The following is an 18262-nucleotide window of genomic DNA, read 5'->3' as shown; positions in this document are numbered from 1 at the left end:
CTTTATAGTGGCCGACCTCCGTTTCATCAAGTAGCCGAGCCCCATGTCCGAGCCACGCAAGATCCTCGTCACCAGCGCCCTGCCCTATGCCAATGGTTCGATCCATCTTGGCCACATGCTGGAATACATCCAGACCGATATGTGGGTGCGCTTCCAGAAGCACCGCGGCAATCAATGCATCTATGTCTGCGCCGACGACGCCCACGGTTCGGCGATCATGCTGCGCGCGGAAAAGGAAGGCATCACCCCGGAACAACTGATCGCCAACGTCCAGGCTGAACACAGCGCCGACTTTGCCGAGTTCCTGGTCGACTTCGACAACTTCCACTCCACTCACGCCGAAGAAAACCGTGAGCTGTCGAGCCAGATCTACCTGAAACTGCGTGACGCCGGGCACATCGCCACGCGCTCGATCACCCAGTATTTCGACCCGGAAAAGAAAATGTTCCTGGCCGACCGCTTCATCAAGGGCACCTGCCCGAAATGCGGCACCGAAGACCAGTACGGCGACAACTGCGAAAAATGCGGCGCAACCTACGCGCCAACCGACCTGAAGGATCCGAAGTCGGCGATCTCCGGCGCCACCCCGGTGCTCAAGGATTCCCAGCACTTCTTCTTCAAGCTGCCGGACTTCCAGGCCATGCTGCAAACCTGGACCCGCAGCGGCACCCTGCAGGATGCCGTGGCCAACAAGATCGCCGAATGGCTGGATGCCGGCCTGCAACAGTGGGACATCTCCCGCGATGCGCCGTACTTCGGTTTCGAGATCCCCGACGAGCCAGGCAAGTACTTCTACGTGTGGCTGGATGCACCGATCGGCTACATGGCCAGCTTCAAGAACCTGTGCAACCGCACGCCGGAACTGGACTTCGACGCGTTCTGGGGCAAGGACTCCACCGCCGAGCTGTACCACTTCATCGGCAAGGACATCGTCAACTTCCACGCCCTGTTCTGGCCTGCCATGCTCGAAGGCGCCGGCTACCGCAAGCCGACCGGGATCAACGTACACGGCTACCTGACCGTCAATGGCCAGAAGATGTCCAAGTCCCGCGGCACGTTCATCAAGGCCCGCACCTACCTGGATCACCTGTCGCCGGAATACCTGCGCTATTACTACGCGTCCAAGCTCGGCCGTGGCGTCGACGACCTCGACCTGAACCTCGAGGACTTCGTGCAGAAGGTCAACTCCGACCTGGTGGGCAAGGTCGTCAACATCGCCAGCCGTTGCGCCGGGTTCATTCACAAAGGCAATGCCGGCGTGATGGTCGACACCAACGCCGCGCCTGAGCTGACCGACGCATTCCTGGCCGCCGCGCCAGGCATTGCCGACGCCTACGAAGCCCGCGACTTCGCCCGCGCCATGCGTGAGATCATGGGCCTGGCCGACCGCGCCAACGCCTGGATCGCCGACAAGGCACCGTGGTCGCTGAACAAGCAGGAAGGCAAGCAGGATGAAGTCCAGGCGATCTGCGCCACCGGCGTCAACCTGTTCCGCCAGTTGGTGATTTTCCTCAAGCCTGTGCTGCCACTGCTGGCCGCCGACGCCGAGGCGTTCCTCAACGTCGCACCGCTGACCTGGAACGACCACGCGACCTTGCTCGCCAACCATCAGTTGAACGAGTTCAAGCCGCTGATGACCCGTATCGACCCGGTCAAGGTGCAAGCCATGACCGACGCCTCGAAAGAAGACCTGACCGCCAGCCAGACCGACACCGGCGAAGCCGCACCGGCCGGCAATGGCGAACTGGCCAAGGATCCTCTGTCGCCGGAAATCGAGTTCGACACCTTCGCGGCAGTCGATTTGCGCGTCGCGCTGATCGTCAAGGCCGAACACGTGGAAGGCGCCGACAAGCTGCTGCGCCTGACCCTGGACATCGGTGACGAGCAACGCAACGTGTTCTCCGGGATCAAGAGCGCTTACCCGGATCCGTCCAAGCTCGATGGCCGCCTGACCATGATGATCGCCAACCTCAAGCCACGGAAAATGAAGTTCGGCATCTCCGAAGGCATGGTGATGGCAGCCGGTCCTGGCGGTGAAGAAATCTACCTGCTCAGCCCTGACAGCGGCGCCAAGCCGGGTCAGCGCATCAAGTAAGATCCGTGGCAAATCGATCCCACAGTCGTGCCTGGCGCGACTGTGGGATTTTCATGTCTGGCCCATACTGACTCCTGCAGGAGCTGCCGCAGGCTGCGATCTTGGCTTTTGCAAGAGCAAGATCAAAAGATCGCAGCCTGCGGCAGCTCCTACAGAGTTATCCAACATCGGATATGGACGATCATGACCGAAACGCTTCTGACGCTTATCAGTGCAGCCCTGATCAACAACCTCGTGTTGCACTGGCCGCTGGGCGTAGATCCGCTGTTGGCCGGCCAGCGCCGTCAGGTCCATGCCTTGGGCATTGCGACGACGTGCCTGATGCTGATCGTGGGCATGCTCGGCTACGCGCTCTATCACTGGCTGCTGATGCCGCTGCAATTGACGGCGCTGCGCCTGTTTGTGTTTCTGCCATTGAGCGTGTTGCTGATCGCCCCGTTGCTGAAGCTGCTGGCGCGGGTGTTTTCGACACTGTCGTTCGAAGGCCTCTGGCCATTGCTGCTGGGCAATGCCGGCGTGCTCGGCGTGGCCTTGCTCAATGTTCAGGAGGACAAAGGCTTGTTTCACGCCATAGCCTTGAGCCTGGGTGCCGGGTTGGGTTTCTGGTTGGTGTTGAACCTGTTCACTGATTTGCGTGAACGCACGGCCGACAACGATGTGCCCCTGCCCTTTCGCGGCCTGCCGATCGATCTGATCGGTGCCGGCCTGATCGCAGTGGTTTTTCTCGGATTCAGCGGACTGATCAAAACATGAGTCTGATTCAACTCATCGACGCACTCTTGCCGCAAACCCAATGCGGCAAGTGCGGCCACCCTGGGTGCAAACCGTACGCCGAAGGCATTGCCAGCGGCGAGCCGATCAACAAGTGCCCGCCCGGCGGCAACGAAACCATCGCGGCCCTGGCCGAGTTGCTGAAGGTGCCGGTGCTGGAGCTGGACATCACTCGCGGTTCGGCACCTGCACAGATCGCCTATATCCGAGAAGCCGAGTGTATCGGTTGCACCAAGTGCATTCAGGCCTGCCCGGTCGATGCCATCGTCGGGGCGGCCAAATTGATGCACACGGTGATCATCGATGAGTGCACCGGTTGCGACCTCTGCGTAGCACCCTGCCCGGTGGACTGCATCGAAATGCGCCCGCTGCCGCTGGACACTGGATTGCCGGTGGTCGGGGGCCTGGCCCTCACACCGCAAGCGCGGCAGGCCCGTGCTCTCAAGCGCGATCACGCACGGCGCCGCTTCGAACAGCGCAATGCGCGCTTGCAGCGCGAAGAGCAACAGAAAATCGCCGAACGCCAGGCCCGCCAACGTGCCACGCAACCTAGCGAAGCGGCAGTCAACCCGGTACAGGCCGCCCTCGAGCGCGTCCGTGCACAGAAAGCCGCCAATGCCGATGCCGCGCTGAAAAAGGCGAAGATCGATGTGGCGATGAGTCGGGCCCAACTGCACAAATCGCTGAAAGCCTTCGGACATCCACCGACCTTCGAACAGCAATCGCAGTTGATTGTCCTGCAACAGCAGTTCGAAGACGCCGAACAAAACCTGGTGCAACTGGAAAGCGCCGCGCCACCAGCCCCTGCGCCGACAGTCGCAACGGTGTCATCAAATGATGCCGATCTGAAACGGGCCAAGATCCAGTTGGCCATGCGCCGTGCCGAACTCAAGAAGGCTCAGGCCAACGAAGCACCGGCGGAGCACATCGAAGCCCTGGAGCGCGCACTCGGCGAAGCCGAACGCCAGGTGAACGCCCATGCCAGCCCTTGAAACCGTTGATGAGCGCCTGCAGCAGGCCATGAAGCTGGTGCTGCTGGCCACGCTGCCGGGACTGCTCGCCGCGTTCTGGCTATACGGCTGGGGCGTATTGATCAACCTGGTTCTGGCGGCCGCTGCTGCGCTGGCCGTTGAAGCGGCCGTCGTGCAATGGCGCAAGCGACCGCTGATGCCAACCCTGAGTGATGGCAGCGCGCTGGTCAGTGCCACCTTGCTGGCTCTGGCGCTGCCGCCTTACTGCCCATGGTGGCTGCCCCTCAGTGCTGCTGCCTTTGCGATGATCTTTGGCAAACACTTGTATGGCGGCGTCGGCTCAAATCCCTTCAACCCGGCGATGCTCGGATTTGCTCTGGTGCTGGTGACCTTTCCCCAACCCATGACCCATTGGCCATCACCCCATGGCATGGACCTGTTGAGTGGCTTGCAGCAAGTGTTCGGATTCGGCCAGGCACCGGATGCGTGGGTGCAGGCCACGGCGCTGGACAGCCTGCGGATCAACAAAAGCCTGACCATGGATGAACTGTTTGCCGGCAATCCGGCATTCGGCCACTTCGGCGGACGCGGTGTGGAGTGGGTGAACCTGGCGTTTCTGGCGGGCGGAATGTTTCTCCTGCAACGAAGAGTGATCAGCTGGCATGCCCCGGTCGGCATGCTGGCCAGCCTGTTCGTCATCAGCCTGCTGTGCTGGAACGGGTCGGGCTCCGACTCCCATGGCTCGCCGCTGTTTCACCTGCTGACCGGTGCGACCATGCTCGGGGTGTTCTTTATCATCACCGAACCGGTATCCGGCGCCAGAAGCCCCGGGGCAAAACTGCTGTTCGGCGTCGGCGTCGGGCTCCTGACTTATCTGATTCGTACCTGGGGCGGCTATCCGGACGGCCTCGCCTTTGCCGTGCTGTTGATGAACCTGTGTGTGCCGGCGCTGGAGCGGTTCGTGGCGGCCAGACAACAGCCGGAGGCGTCATGAACCGGACATCAAGCATCACGCTTCTGGTGTTATTGGCCGCACTGGGCATGGGCGTGACGTACTTCGTGCAACTCGGCAGCGCGCCGCGCATTGCAGCCGAACAGCGCCTGCTCGACAGCCGGAATCTGCTGGACCTGATACCGTCAGACAGCTACGACAATCAACCACTCGACCACCCCATCAGGATCGAAAAAACCACCCTGGCAAACAGCACCTTGCTGGGTGGCTATCTGGCGACCCGGGGCGACCAACCCGTCGCCGTGTTGCTGCGCAGTCAAACCCTCGGCTACACCGGTGCCATTGAGCTACTGATCGCTGTCGATGCGAATGGCAGGTTGCTGGGAGTCAAAACCCTCAAACAGTCGGAAACACCTGGGCTGGGGGCACGGATCGCCGAGTGGCCCAATGGCTGGCTGCAGGTTTTTTCCGGAAAATCCCGAACAGAACCCGCCGACAGCGGTTGGGCGCTGAAAAAGGATCAGGGGCAGTTCGATCAGATCGCAGGCGCGACCATCACCTCAAGAGCGGTGATCAATGCCGTGCACGATGCCTTGCGCTACTTTGATGAACACCGGCAACAACTGCTCGGGAACCCTGCCCATGGATAACTCATCGGCTCTGCGCAACGCCCTGATGCTGACGCCGCTGATCGGTGCCACCCACTCGCTGATGGCCGCACTTGGTCTGTGCCTGATGTTCATGGTGGTGACCCAGTTGTTCAGTCCGGCCATGGGCGCCCTGCGATCCCGACTGGTCCCGGCGGCCCGCTTGCCAGCCAGCGCTCTGTTGGCCGCCACGCTCACCAGTTGCACGGAAGTCATGGCACAAGCCTGGTCGCTGCAATGGCAGCAGCATCTGGGGGTTTATGGCGCCATGCTCGCCTTGCAATGCGTCGTACTGGAGCAAACCGGATTCTTTCAGAACGGCTGGCGCCAGCGCCTGCGACTCAGCGGGCTGTTTGTCACACTGATGATCGCTATGGGACTGCTGCGCGAACTCATCGGCAACGCAACCCTTGGAAACCGACTATCGTGGCTGTCCAGTGCAACGCAAACTGACTGGCAAGGCTGGGTGCTGGTGACCGATGGTGGTCTGCGCCTGGCCACATTGGTCCCTGGCGGGTTCATTCTGCTCGGACTGCTGATCGCCGCTTGGCAGGCCTGGCACCCCAAACCCACACATTGATTGCCTACGAGGAAGCGCACTGCCCATGAATGCAGCAAAACGTCTGGAAATTTTCCGCAGACTGCACGAAGACAACCCGGAACCCAAGACCGAACTGGCCTACTCCTCACCGTTCGAATTGCTGATTGCCGTGATTCTCTCGGCCCAGTCGACTGATGTCGGCGTCAACAAGGCCACCGCCAAACTGTTCCCGGTTGCCAATACCCCGGCAGCGATGCATGCCCTGGGTGTCGAGGGACTGTCGGAGTACATCAAGACCATCGGCCTGTACAACAGCAAAGCGAAAAACGTGATCGAAACCTGCCGCTTGCTGGTCGAGCGTCATGCCGGTGAAGTGCCGCAAACCCGCGAAGAACTGGAAGCGCTGCCCGGCGTCGGCCGCAAAACCGCCAATGTGGTACTCAATACCGCATTCCGTCAGCTGACCATGGCTGTCGACACGCACATTTTCAGGGTCAGCAACCGCACCGGTATTGCGCCCGGCAAGAATGTGGTGGAAGTCGAGAAAAAACTCATGAAATTCGTGCCCAGGGAGTACCTGCTCGACTCCCATCACTGGCTGATCCTTCACGGCCGCTATGTCTGCCTCGCGCGCAAGCCCCGATGCGGAAGCTGCCGGATCGAAGACTTGTGCGAATACAAGCACAAAACCTCCGATGATTGAGGCGCTATTGGGATTATTGAATAGTCGATTGAAAAAATCTTTTTTACCCGCCGGGAGATTGTCGATATAAGGAGCGCCAAAGGCCTTCTTAGCCTGGAGCAACTAAATGAGTACTGGCAAAGAGCAATTGGACGTAGAAGACGACTTCACCACCGCCGAAACCGATGACACCGAGCCGGTGGTTGAAGTAGCGAAAACTAATCTGAGCAAACGCCGCACCATCGACAATCTGCTGGAGGAGCGCCGACTGCAAAAGCAATTGGCCGACTACGATTTTGACTTATGACACCTGAAAGCCTCCCGAAACGGAGGCTTTTTTAAGTGCCATACTTCGGTAAACACCCCTCGTCGCGCAGATACGCCATCACACCAGACCGTTGCGTTGTGCCAGTTCGATCAAATCGACCAGGGACCTTGCATTGAGCTTGAGCAACAGGCGGGTCTTGTAAGTACTGACAGTTTTATTGCTCAAAAACATTCCATCGGCAATTTCCTTATTGGTCTTCCCTCTGGCCAATTGCTGCAAGACCATCATTTCCCGCCCCGACAACCGATCAACCATGTCCGCCTCACTGGCGTTCCCCAAACTGCAACGCACGGTATGCAAGGCTTGATTGGGAAAGTAACTGTAGCCTGACAACACGGCCTTTATTGCACTGAGCAACTCCGTCAGATCTTGCTGTTTGCAGACATAACCGGCTGCACCGGATTGCATGCAACGCATGGAAAAATGCCCCGGTGCCTGGGAAGTCAGGATCAGCACTTTCATCGGCATTGAAGTCGACGACAAACGCGCGATGACTTCCAATCCGTCCAGCTTCGGAATCCCGATATCCAGAATGACAATATCCGGCGTAAGTTCACGAGCTAGTTGCAGTGCATCCACACCATTATCGGTTTCTGCAATAACTTCGTAGCCATGACGTTCCATTAGCATACGTACCGCAAGACGAATGACGGGGTGATCATCCACGATCAGCACTTTATTCATGGGCAAGTCCAATTTTCGCTGTTCGAATTTTTAGAGCCCGCACAATAGCCTAGTCGTTTCACCCATGGCATGTCGCCCCTTCCAACCACCCACACCAAGAGACATACCCTACAAACAACACGGATTTCTCCTACAAAAATCCCTCGAACGGAATGGGTTGAAAACTGTATCAGCGTCATGGCGGTGCAGTTTTCAGCAATCGGTTCTATCGATTTACAACCAGAATTTTCCAAAAGCCAGCGTGAACAGCTGCGCTCTGACAAACATAAGTATCTACTTCTGCGCTAAAACGTAACTGATATTTTCACATTCAACATTCACACCAGAAATATCACACACCAGACATCCAATTACTCTTACAGCAAATTATATTTTTTGAGCAATCATTAAAACACCACCAGCAATCTTCAAAAAAACTCCAAAGCAACTACATCGACCATACTTCAAAAAACATTCAACAAATGAGAATTCAACATGAGCACAGAACATGACAGAAAGCTAATCACCAACCCAATGACTATCATTGCGATATTCGCAGCACTCTCTGAAACCTCGGCCGCCGTTTCCCTGCCTTTTCTTAACCAAGAGGAAAGAGAACTCTATGTCTGGTTTCTGATCAGCTTTCCGTTTTACTTACTTTTGCTTTTTTTCGCGACACTTAACTTCAACTACCGATCACTGTATGCGCCTTCCGACTTTGAAAAGGGAAAACATTTCATGAAGGTAATGGAAGATGCTGGGCGGTCGGAAAAAAAAGTATCCGGAAAGCCGTCCGCGAACCCCGCTATGGAAACGTCAACGAATGGCCAGTCGTCAGCTCGGTCGCCCTGCGGTGCACAGGACCCGCCAACGGAGATAGGTCTGCACAGCACCGTCTACGTTCAGCATCAACTTCAGTTACCGGAATATGTAAAAGACCTTTGCATCGTTGATACACGCTGGATGAGCCAGGAGGTCGAATTTGAAACGCTACTGGAAAAAATCCAGAAGCCGCGGGAAAAGATGGCGTACGTGATTCTGTTTGTCACTTGTGCCATTTCAGAGACTTTACTGAAGGCCAGTGCGCTCAAGCATTCCAGGCAGACCAGGAAGCACTGCCCCGCCTTTTACATTGCCTACGATCCGGTCTCGCACCGGTTGACAGTCATTGATCAAGCCGGACAACCGGCAAACAACAACGCGTAGTACAGGACAGGCCATTGGAAGGAGAAAGACAGGAAACCGTCGGCGGCAACGAATATCCCCGACAACGCAGTAACTGGCATCACACCCCGTTTCAGGTGCCTGACCTCGTCGAGGACGAGGTCAGGTTTCCATCACGAGTTCAAAGGTCTCAGAACAGCTTCCGGCCTTTGTTCGCCGCAATGCGCATGCGCAGGGCGTTGAGCTTGATGAAGCCCGCAGCATCCGCCTGGTTGTACGCGCCGCCATCTTCTTCGAAAGTAGCAATGTTGGCGTCGAACAGCGAGTCGTCGGACTTGCGGCCAGTGACAATCACATTGCCCTTGTACAGTTTCAGGCGCACAACGCCGTTCACGTTGACCTGGGACGCATCGATCATCTGTTGCAGCATCAGACGCTCAGGGCTCCACCAGTAGCCGGTGTAGATCAGGCTGGCGTACTTGGGCATCAACTCGTCTTTGAGGTGAGCCACTTCGCGGTCCAGGGTGATCGATTCGATCGCACGGTGGGCACGCAGCATGATGGTGCCGCCAGGGGTTTCGTAGCAGCCACGGGACTTCATGCCCACATAGCGGTTCTCGACGATGTCGAGACGACCGATACCGTGCTCGCCACCGATACGGTTCAGGGTCGCCAGCACGGTGGCCGGCGTCATTTCGACGCCATCCAGCGCGACGATGTCGCCGTTGCGGTAGGTCAGTTCCAGATACTGCGGCTTGTCTGGAGCGTTTTCCGGGGAAACGGTCCAACGCCACATGTCTTCTTCGTGCTCGGTCCAGGTGTCTTCCAGCACGCCGCCTTCATAGGAAATGTGCAGCAGGTTGGCATCCATGGAGTACGGGGACTTCTTCTTGCCGTGACGCTCGATCGGGATCGCGTGCTTCGCGGCGTAGTCCATCAGTTTTTCACGGGACAGCAGGTCCCACTCACGCCAGGGGGCAATCACTTTCACGCCAGGCTTCAAGGCGTACGCGCCCAATTCGAAACGAACCTGGTCGTTGCCCTTGCCGGTGGCGCCATGGGAAATGGCATCAGCGCCGGTTTCGTTGGCGATTTCGATCAGGCGCTTGGCGATCAGCGGACGAGCGATGGAAGTACCCAACAGGTACTCGCCTTCGTAAACGGTGTTGGCGCGGAACATCGGGAAAACGAAATCGCGCACGAACTCTTCGCGCAAGTCGTCGATATAGATCTCTTTGACGCCCATGGCCTGAGCCTTGGCGCGTGCAGGTTCGACCTCTTCGCCCTGACCCAGGTCAGCGGTGAAGGTCACCACTTCACAGTTATATGTATCCTGCAGCCACTTGAGGATCACCGAAGTGTCCAGGCCGCCGGAATACGCCAGAACGACCTTGTTTACGTCCGCCATGCCATCACTCCACGGGGTTCTACGGAAAGCCGTGAAGTCTACCGCTCATGCAGGATAATTTACAGAGGCGCGACAGCTTATGACGACCAAGCGACAGAATCTGTCGAGAGCGCGACGATGACCGAAAAGTCAGGAAGTTGCCGAATTGGCCGCTTTCGTCGCTTGCGGGGCGACTTGTTCCGCGGGCGCTCCCCGCTCCAGGCGTACCGCGACCCGACGATTCTTCGCACGGTTGGCGTTGTTGGTATTGGGCGCCAGCGGATAACGTTCACCATGGAAACGCAAGGTGATTTGCGACTCCTGGATGCCGTTGGCCTTGAAGAACTCCATCACTGCCAGGGCCCGGCGCCGCGACAGATCGCGATTGGTCAGGCGGTTACCGCTGTTGTCGGAGTGACCGTCGAGCTCGATGTGATTGACCGTCGGATCAGCCTTCATGTACTCCAGCATGACCTGCAGCTTGGCTTTCGCGGCATTGTCGAGCTCGATACCGCCGCCAGGGAAGCCGATTTGGGATTGTTTCACCTGCTCGAAGTTCTGTGGCAACAGTTTGGCCACGCAGCCTTGATAATCGGCAAACGCCTGGGTGAACCTGACCGGCAGCAAGCGCACTTCCGACACCCGGCCATCTCCCGAGGAATGGCGAACCACCGGGCTGCGACCGTCCATGAGACCGCTGATCAGGCGTCCGGCCTGCACCTGTGAACTGTTGAACAACACGTTGCCGCTGCCGATTCTCACCGTGCCCAGGTTTATATCCTCACGCCCCGGCTGCCACGGTGCAGCAGCGGCCAGCAAGGTCGCCGAACCTCCGCCCATCATCGGGTTATAGGCTTTCAGACGAAACGTTGCCTGCTCACCGGCCTTGCGCACGAACTCACCCGAACCGAAGTCGGTAATCGGCTGCGCCAGGCGGCATTCGAACTTGTCGCCTTCGACCGTCCACTCAATGCTCTCCAGGCGGGTCTGAAAAGTGAGCGCCATCGCGGGAAGGCTGGCAAACACACTGAGCAAGGCTAAATAACGCTGGCGCACGGGAGGCTCCACTGGCTTCTACAACAAAAAGACCGACACACACATGATTACGGCATACCTGTTGGATATCGGAAGCTGGCGGCAAAACTTGATAGCGAGTGCCTGCAAGAGTCTTTTCCGGTAGCATTCCCTTGAGTTTGACCCGCCTGGAATCCCCTCATGTCCGACCGCCTGACCCTGCTGCGTCCCGACGACTGGCACATTCATCTTCGCGATGGTGCCGTGTTGACCAATACCGTCGCGGATGTCGCGCGCACCTTTGGCCGCGCCATCATCATGCCCAACCTGGTTCCACCGGTGCGCAACGCGGCCGAAGCCGACGGCTATCGCCAGCGGATTCTCGCTGCCCGCCCGGCCGGCAGCCCGTTCGAGCCGCTGATGGTCCTGTACCTGACCGACCGCACCCAGCCTGAAGAGATCCGTGAGGCCAAGGCCAGCGGATTCGTGCACGCCGCCAAGCTGTACCCGGCCGGCGCGACCACCAACTCGGACTCTGGTGTTACCAGCATCGACAAGATTTTTCCTGCACTCGAGGCCATGGCCGAAATCGGGATGCCGCTGCTGATCCACGGCGAAGTCACCCGTGGCGATGTCGACGTGTTCGACCGCGAAAAAATCTTCATCGACGAGCACATGCGTCGTGTGGTCGAGCGTTTCCCGACGCTCAAGGTGGTGTTCGAACACATCACCACCGCTGACGCCGTACAGTTCGTCAACTCGGCTTCGGCCAACGTGGGCGCGACCATCACCGCGCATCACCTGCTGTACAACCGCAACCACATGCTGGTGGGCGGGATTCGGCCGCATTTCTACTGCCTGCCGATCCTCAAGCGCAATACGCACCAGGAAGCCCTGCTCGACGCCGCCACCAGCGGCAGCGAAAAATTCTTCCTCGGCACCGACTCGGCCCCCCACGCCCAGCACGCCAAGGAAGCCGCTTGTGGTTGTGCCGGCTGCTACACCGCTTATGCGGCGATCGAGATGTACGCCGAAGCGTTCGAACAACGCAATGCGCTGGACAAGCTCGAAGCCTTCGCCAGCCTCAACGGCCCGCGTTTCTATGGCCTGCCGGCCAACACCGATCGCATCACTCTGGTCCGCGAAGAATGGACCGCCCCTGCCAGCCTGCCGTTTGGCGAGCTGACCGTTATCCCGCTGCGCGCCGGTGAAAAACTGCGCTGGCGCCTGCTGGAGGAACACGCGTGAGTGAAGACCATTTCGACGACGAACTGGAAGGCAATGGCGGCGGTGGCGGTTCCCGTCATCCAATGGCTGCCAGGTTTCGTGGTTACCTGCCGGTTGTCGTCGACGTAGAAACCGGTGGCTTCAACTCGGCCACCGATGCCCTGCTGGAAATCGCCGCGACCACCATCGCCATGGATGAAAAGGGTTTTGTCTACCCGGATCACACCTACTTCTTCCGTGTCGAGCCATTCGAAGGCGCGAACATCGAAGCGGCGGCCCTGGAGTTCACCGGGATCAAGCTCGATCACCCGCTGCGCATGGCCGTGAGTGAAGAGTCTGCCCTGAACGATATCTTCCGCGGCGTGCGCAAGGCCCTCAAGGCCAACGGTTGCAAACGGGCGATCCTGGTCGGGCATAACAGCAGCTTCGACCTGGGCTTCCTGAACGCGGCGGTTGCGCGCCTGGACATGAAGCGCAATCCGTTCCATCCGTTCTCCAGTTTCGATACCGCGACGCTCGCTGGCCTGGCCTATGGCCAGACCGTGCTGGCCAAGGCGTGTCAGGCAGCGGACATCGACTTCGACGGTCGCGAAGCCCACTCGGCGCGCTATGACACCGAGAAGACGGCAGAGCTGTTCTGCGGCATCGTCAATCGCTGGAAACAGATGGGTGGCTGGGAAGATTTCAACGATTGATGACAGTCGGCGCTTTGCTCTTTGTGGGAGCGAGCCTGCTCGCGATGGTCGTCAACGATAACGCTGGGAGCCTGACACACCGCGGTGTTCCTGAGTCCATCGCGAGCAGGCTCGCTCCTACAGTGTTTTGTATATCCCGCGCATAAAAAAACCGGCCTCGATGGCCGGTTTTTTTTACCTGCAGCGTGCGCCTTACAGGGCGGCAGCGTGCTCGGTCAGGTAAGCTGCAACGCCTTCTGGCGAAGCGTTCATGCCTTTGTCGCCTTTCTTCCAGTTGGCAGGGCAGACTTCGCCGTGCTCTTCGTGGAATTGCAGAGCGTCGACCAGACGCAGCAGCTCTTCCATGTTACGGCCCAGCGGCAGGTCGTTGATGATCTGCGAACGGACAACGCCTTTGTCGTCGATCAGGAACGCGCCACGGAACGCTACGCCGTCAGCGGACTGAACGTCGTAGGCCTTCATGATTTCCTGCTTGATGTCGGCAGCCATGGTGTAACGGACTTCGCCGATACCGCCATTGTTGACCGGAGTGTTGCGCCAGGCATTGTGGGTGAAGTGCGAGTCGATCGACACGGCGACCACTTCAACGTTACGCGCCTTGAACTCGGACATGCGGTTGTCCAGAGCGATCAGCTCGGACGGGCAAACGAAGGTGAAGTCCAGCGGGTAGAAGAACACCAGGCCGTATTTGCCTTTGATCGCCGAAGACAGGGTGAAGCTGTCTACGATCTCGCCATTGCCGAGTACGGCCGGTACGGTGAAGTCAGGGGCTTGTTTGCCTACGAGTACGCTCATTGGATATCTCCTGGTGTAATAGCGTGAGAAACAGGGTTCGCATCAGCCTGCCACCCTGAGGCGACAGCCCTGTGACACGAACCCCGGTCGCAAAAGACCGGTCATCATACACCGCGTATTTGAGCTGGCTTAGCTGTTTTTTCCCGGTACGATGAAATCCCCAACGGTTTTGTATCACCGGTTTGCCGTATTGACCGTTCGTCAGCCACCCTCGCTTATGACGAAAAGTACTCTGAAACCACTTTGACAATCATTCTCGTTAACATTAAGATCCATCGCAATTGAGTCACAATCAGCGACGGTCCTTCCTTATGTATGTCTGCCTCTGCACTGGCGTCACCGACGGTCAAATCCGCGATGCGATCTATGAAGGATGCTGCAGCTACAAGGAAGTCCGTGCGGCTACCGGCGTTGCCAGCCAATGCGGAAAATGCGCCTGCCTTGCCAAGGAAGTGGTCCGCGAGACCCTGACCAAACTGCAAACGGCCCAGGCTGCAATTCCCTATCCAGCAGAATTTACCGCGGCTTAACTATCGAATTTCAAAGAACCGGACATATGTCCGGTTTTTTTATGTCTCAAAATCAACTAGTTATGCTCTAGACGCGGAACACAAACATTCTTATTCCGATTAATTTTCATTTAAGTTTCAATAACTTAGGTTTGACACTATTAAATACGCGGCTCAAACTCTGTGTTCTATTGACAGCTAACAAAGGGCAGGACCCCATCATGAAAGGCGACGTTACAGTCATCCAGCATCTCAACAAGATCCTTGCCAATGAGCTGGTCGCGATCAATCAATACTTCCTGCATGCGCGCATGTACGAAGATTGGGGCCTGAACAAGCTCGGCAAGCACGAGTACCACGAATCCATCGACGAGATGAAGCACGCGGACAAGCTGATCAAGCGGATCCTGTTCCTTGAAGGCCTGCCGAACGTCCAGGACCTGGGCAAGTTGCACATCGGCGAGCACACCAAGGAAATGCTGGAGTGCGACCTGCGCATCGAGAAAACCGGCCATGCCGACTTGAAAGTGGCTATCGCGCACTGCGAAACAGTGGGCGACTTCGGCAGCCGTGAGCTGCTTGAAGATATCCTCGAGTCTGAAGAAGAACATATCGACTGGCTGGAAACCCAGTTGGGCCTGATCGACAAGATCGGTATCGAAAACTATCTGCAATCGCAGATGGGCGAAGACGAGTAGGAGCTGCCGAAGGCTGCGATCTTTTGACTTTCCAGGATCAAAAGATCGCAGCCGGCGACAGCCCCAATAGACACAATAAAAAGCCCCGCCCTCTTTCGAGTGGCGGGGCTTTTTTTGTGCCTGCTGTTGTAGGAGCGAGCTTGCTCCGGGCGGCGTTCCGACGATGGTGGTCAACGATAACGCGGGAAATCTGGTTCCCCGCGGCGTTCTTTAGTCCATCGCGAGCGAGCTCGCTCCTACAGGAAGCGAATCAGGCTTCGGTCTTTGGAGCAGCGGCCTTGGCAGCGGCGTCCTTGATCAGGCTCTGCAGCGAACCGTCAGCAGCCATTTCAGTCATGATGTCGCTACCGCCGACCAGCTCACCGGCAACCCACAGTTGCGGGAAGGTTGGCCAGTTGGCGTATTTTGGCAGGTTGGCGCGGATTTCCGGGTTCTGCAGGATGTCCACGTACGCAAACTTTTCACCACACGCCATCACGGCCTGTGCAGCTTTCGCGGAGAAGCCGCACTGCGGGGCATTTGGCGAGCCTTTCATGTAAAGCAGAATGGTGTTGTTGGCAATCTGCTCTTTAATCGTTTCGATGATATCCATGGAGCACCTCGGCTGAACTTTCCGACTCATGGGTCGGCACGGTGGCGCATTGTAACGGAAAGCCGAGCGCCCTGCTCGGTCTCTCCGTCAGACTGATTCAAGCCGCCGCCACGGTCACTGGCACGCCATTGAGCGCGGCATTTCCCGACAGTTCGTCAATCCGGCATTCGTCGGTCAGGTCGTTGGCGCTGGAGCCCGGCTGGCTGCTGGCAATCGACATCTGCACGCCCGGCCGCGCGTGACCCCAGCCGTGCGGCAGGCTGACCACACCTTTCATCATATCAAGACTGCCCAGCACTTCGACCTCAATCACACCCACCCGCGAACTGACCCGAACGCGCTGTCCGTCACTGAGCCCGCGACTGGCCAGGTCGTCCGGATGCATCAGCAACTGGTGTCGTGGCTTGCCCTTCACCAACCGATGATAGTTATGCATCCATGAGTTGTTGCTGCGTACATGCCGGCGGCCAATCATCAACAACTCGTCGGCGGCCGGCGCCTTCAAGGCGGCGAAGCGCGCCAGGTCAGCGAGAATCGCCGCCGGCGCGGCCTGGATGCGTTGATTGGCAGTCTTCAGGCGCGGTGCAAGGTTAGGCTTGAGCGCGCCAAGATCGACGCCATGGGGATGATCGAACAAAGTCGCCAGCGATAGCTTGTGCTCTGAGGTGTCGCCGTACATCCCCATGCGCAGGCCGCGATCGATCATTTGCGCCGGGGCGATGGTAGGTTTCAACTCTTTGCCGGTTCTGGCGGCAAACGCCTTGGCCAGCCCGACGAAGATCTCCCAGTCGTGCAATGCCCCTTCGGGCTTGGCGAGGATTGCACGGTTGAAACGACTGACGTTGCGCACCGCGAACAGGTTGAATGTGGTGTCGTAATGGTCGTTTTCCAGGGCCGATGTGGACGGCAGGATCAGGTCGGCGTAGCGCGTGGTTTCATTGATGTACAAGTCGATGCTGACCATGAAATCCAACCCGTCCAGTGCCTGCTCGAGTTTTCGGCCATTGGGCGTGGACAACACCGGATTACCCGCCACGGTGATCAGCGCCCGCACTTGCCCTTGCCCTTCGGTAAGCATCTCTTCGGCCAGCGCAGAGACCGGCAACTCTCCGGCGTATTCCGGACGCCCGGAAACCCGGCTCTGCCACAAATTGAAATGCCCGCCCGAAGTCGTCGCCACCAGATCCACCGCCGGCTCGGTGCACAAGGCACCACCCACGCGGTCGAGGTTGCCGGTGACCAGATTGATCAACTGCACCACCCAGTGACAAAGTGTTCCGAAGGCCTGAGTCGAGACGCCCATGCGGCCATAACAGACAGCCGAGGGCGCCGCGGCGAAGTCTCGCGCCAATTGGCGGATCTGTTCGGCCGGTACCGCGCACAACGGACTCATGGCCTCGGCGGTGAACGGTGCGACGGCCTCCCGCACGTCCTCAAGACCGTCTACCGGCAGATGGCTCTCGCGAGTCAGACCCTCAGCGAACAAGGTGTTGAGCAACCCGAACAACAGCGCGGCATCACCGCCCGGGCGCACGAACAGATGCTGATCGGCAATCGCCGCCGTTTCACTGCGGCGAGGGTCGACCACCACCACTTTGCCACCCTGGGACTGTATCGCCTTCAAGCGTTTTTCCACATCGGGCACGGTCATGATGCTGCCGTTCGAAGCCAGCGGGTTGCCGCCCAGGATCAGCATGAAATCGGTGTGATCGATGTCCGGGATCGGAAGCAGCAAACCGTGGCCGTACATCAAATGACTGGTCAGGTGATGGGGCAATTGATCGACCGACGTCGCGGAAAACCGGTTGCGGGTTTTCAGCAGGCCGAGGAAGTAATTGCTGTGGGTCATCAGCCCGTAATTGTGCACGCTCGGGTTGCCTTGATAGACCGCCACGGCGTTTTGCCCATGACGCTCCTGAATCGCCGCCAGGCGCTCGGCCACCAGGTTGAATGCCGCTTCCCATTCGATGGGCTGCCATTCATTGCCCACCCGCTGCATCGGCTGATGCAGGCGATCCGGATCGTTCTGGATGTCTTGCAGGGCCACGGCCTTGGGGCAGATGTGGCCACGACTGAATGTGTCCTGGGGATCGCCTTTGATCGACGTGATCTGCACTTTACCACCTTCGACTTCGGTGGTTTCAATGGTCAGGCCACAGATGGCTTCGCACAAATGGCACGCACGGTGATGGAGAGTCTTGGTCATGGCCAGTCTGTCTTGTTATGGGCGGGCAACGATAGCCGCGGAAACAAAACTATGGCGCCAGCCCCGATGCCACGCCAGCGACGTTCGTCTTGTGAATCGAGGGATATCAGGCCAGCCGATGGCCGCGCGGGTTCAGTTCGACGGCAGCCTGGGCGGTGCCTGCAACTGGATTTCCTGGAGGTTTTCGAACGCCCCGCGAGCGACATCGACACCGGTCAGTTCGCCAATCAGGCGCCAGTGTTCGTCGAGACCGGCAGGAATGAATGACAGGTCCGAAACCGACTGTCAGCGCACCATTGCCGCCCCGCCTGATTGCCAAGCCCCG

19 protein-coding genes are annotated in these 18262 nt (G+C 58.4%); 13 read left to right on the top strand and 6 right to left on the bottom strand.

What is annotated here, in order from left to right:
• Positions 1-43: 43 nt before the first annotated feature.
• The 8 genes from metG to KW841_RS15625 all read left to right on the top strand — a co-directional run bounded on the left by metG (position 44) and on the right by KW841_RS15625 (position 6966).
• Positions 44-2095 (top strand): methionine--tRNA ligase, encoded by a 2052-nt coding sequence (metG, locus tag KW841_RS15660; RefSeq protein ID WP_007978555.1) that lies wholly within the window; start codon positions 44-46, stop codon positions 2093-2095.
• Between the two features lie 183 nt (positions 2096-2278).
• Entirely contained in the window at positions 2279-2848 is a 570-nt protein-coding gene (locus tag KW841_RS15655) for an electron transport complex protein RnfA (protein ID WP_218477715.1), read from the top strand.
• Positions 2845-3858 carry an electron transport complex subunit RsxB gene (gene rsxB / locus KW841_RS15650; protein WP_218477713.1) on the top strand — a complete coding sequence of 338 codons (1014 nt, stop codon included), beginning with the start codon at positions 2845-2847 and terminating at the stop codon, positions 3856-3858. Before KW841_RS15655 ends, rsxB begins: the two co-directional genes overlap by 4 nt.
• Positions 3845-4831, top strand: coding sequence for an RnfABCDGE type electron transport complex subunit D (locus tag KW841_RS15645; RefSeq protein ID WP_218477689.1), 987 nt, complete (start codon positions 3845-3847; stop codon positions 4829-4831). The genes rsxB and KW841_RS15645 overlap by 14 nt, the downstream gene beginning before the upstream one ends.
• Positions 4828-5439, top strand: a complete 612-nt coding sequence (locus tag KW841_RS15640; RefSeq protein ID WP_218477686.1) for an RnfABCDGE type electron transport complex subunit G — start codon at positions 4828-4830, stop codon at positions 5437-5439. The genes KW841_RS15645 and KW841_RS15640 overlap by 4 nt, the downstream gene beginning before the upstream one ends.
• Positions 5432-6016, top strand: a complete 585-nt coding sequence (locus tag KW841_RS15635) for an Rnf-Nqr domain containing protein (protein ID WP_218477684.1) — start codon at positions 5432-5434, stop codon at positions 6014-6016. The genes KW841_RS15640 and KW841_RS15635 overlap by 8 nt, the downstream gene beginning before the upstream one ends.
• Positions 6017-6041: 25 nt before the next feature.
• Positions 6042-6680, top strand: a complete 639-nt coding sequence (nth, locus tag KW841_RS15630; RefSeq protein WP_218477681.1) for an endonuclease III — start codon at positions 6042-6044, stop codon at positions 6678-6680.
• A gap of 106 nt (positions 6681-6786) precedes the next feature.
• Positions 6787-6966, top strand: coding sequence for a PA3496 family putative envelope integrity protein (locus tag KW841_RS15625; RefSeq protein ID WP_110660665.1), 180 nt, complete (start codon positions 6787-6789; stop codon positions 6964-6966).
• Positions 6967-7044: 78 nt separating this feature from the next.
• On the opposite strand, the gene KW841_RS15620 is transcribed toward KW841_RS15625, so the two are convergent.
• Entirely contained in the window at positions 7045-7671 is a 627-nt protein-coding gene (locus KW841_RS15620; RefSeq protein ID WP_007972324.1) for a response regulator transcription factor, read from the bottom strand.
• 474 nt (positions 7672-8145) lie between these two features.
• Here KW841_RS15620 and KW841_RS15615 point away from each other — a divergent pair, with 474 nt between their 5' ends.
• Positions 8146-8856, top strand: coding sequence for a hypothetical protein (locus KW841_RS15615; protein WP_116581123.1), 711 nt, complete (start codon positions 8146-8148; stop codon positions 8854-8856).
• Between the two features lie 148 nt (positions 8857-9004).
• Here KW841_RS15615 and KW841_RS15610 read toward each other — a convergent pair whose 3' ends face one another.
• Both KW841_RS15610 and KW841_RS15605 read right to left on the bottom strand, forming a co-directional pair.
• The gene (locus KW841_RS15610; protein ID WP_007972320.1) at positions 9005-10222 is read right to left on the bottom strand and encodes an argininosuccinate synthase; all 1218 of its coding nucleotides are present in this window, start codon (positions 10220-10222) and stop codon (positions 9005-9007) included.
• Between the two features lie 129 nt (positions 10223-10351).
• Complete coding sequence (locus KW841_RS15605) at positions 10352-11257, bottom strand: OmpA family protein (protein ID WP_218477679.1); 906 nt, start codon at positions 11255-11257, stop codon at positions 10352-10354.
• A gap of 159 nt (positions 11258-11416) precedes the next feature.
• Between KW841_RS15605 and pyrC the strand changes: the two genes are divergently transcribed.
• Together pyrC and rnt are read left to right on the top strand one after the other, a co-directional pair.
• On the top strand, positions 11417-12463 hold the full coding sequence (pyrC, locus tag KW841_RS15600; RefSeq protein WP_218477676.1) for a dihydroorotase: 1047 nt from the start codon (positions 11417-11419) through the stop codon (positions 12461-12463).
• Positions 12460-13137, top strand: coding sequence for a ribonuclease T (gene rnt / locus KW841_RS15595; RefSeq protein WP_007972317.1), 678 nt, complete (start codon positions 12460-12462; stop codon positions 13135-13137). Before pyrC ends, rnt begins: the two co-directional genes overlap by 4 nt.
• A gap of 192 nt (positions 13138-13329) precedes the next feature.
• Here the strand turns inward: rnt and KW841_RS15590 are convergent, their stop codons facing one another.
• Complete coding sequence (locus KW841_RS15590) at positions 13330-13932, bottom strand: peroxiredoxin (RefSeq protein ID WP_007971324.1); 603 nt, start codon at positions 13930-13932, stop codon at positions 13330-13332.
• Between the two features lie 311 nt (positions 13933-14243).
• Between KW841_RS15590 and KW841_RS15585 the strand changes: the two genes are divergently transcribed.
• Together KW841_RS15585 and bfr are read left to right on the top strand one after the other, a co-directional pair.
• Positions 14244-14462, top strand: a complete 219-nt coding sequence (locus KW841_RS15585; protein ID WP_007971322.1) for a bacterioferritin-associated ferredoxin — start codon at positions 14244-14246, stop codon at positions 14460-14462.
• A 200-nt stretch (positions 14463-14662) separates the two neighbouring features.
• Positions 14663-15139, top strand: coding sequence for a bacterioferritin (gene bfr, locus KW841_RS15580; RefSeq protein WP_007985870.1), 477 nt, complete (start codon positions 14663-14665; stop codon positions 15137-15139).
• Between the two features lie 250 nt (positions 15140-15389).
• On the opposite strand, the gene grxD is transcribed toward bfr, so the two are convergent.
• Together grxD and KW841_RS15570 are read right to left on the bottom strand one after the other, a co-directional pair.
• A complete protein-coding gene (grxD, locus tag KW841_RS15575) occupies positions 15390-15731 on the bottom strand; it encodes a Grx4 family monothiol glutaredoxin (protein WP_007971318.1) in 342 nt (113 codons plus the stop codon).
• Positions 15732-15828: 97 nt separating this feature from the next.
• Positions 15829-17937 carry a molybdopterin oxidoreductase family protein gene (locus KW841_RS15570; RefSeq protein WP_218477674.1) on the bottom strand — a complete coding sequence of 703 codons (2109 nt, stop codon included), beginning with the start codon at positions 17935-17937 and terminating at the stop codon, positions 15829-15831.
• Positions 17938-18262: the final 325 nt, after the last annotated feature.

The organism is Pseudomonas sp. PDM28, from assembly GCF_019219115.1.
GTDB lineage: Bacteria > Pseudomonadota > Gammaproteobacteria > Pseudomonadales > Pseudomonadaceae > Aquipseudomonas > Aquipseudomonas laurylsulfatiphila.
This window is presented reverse-complemented; position numbering and strand designations above follow the sequence as displayed.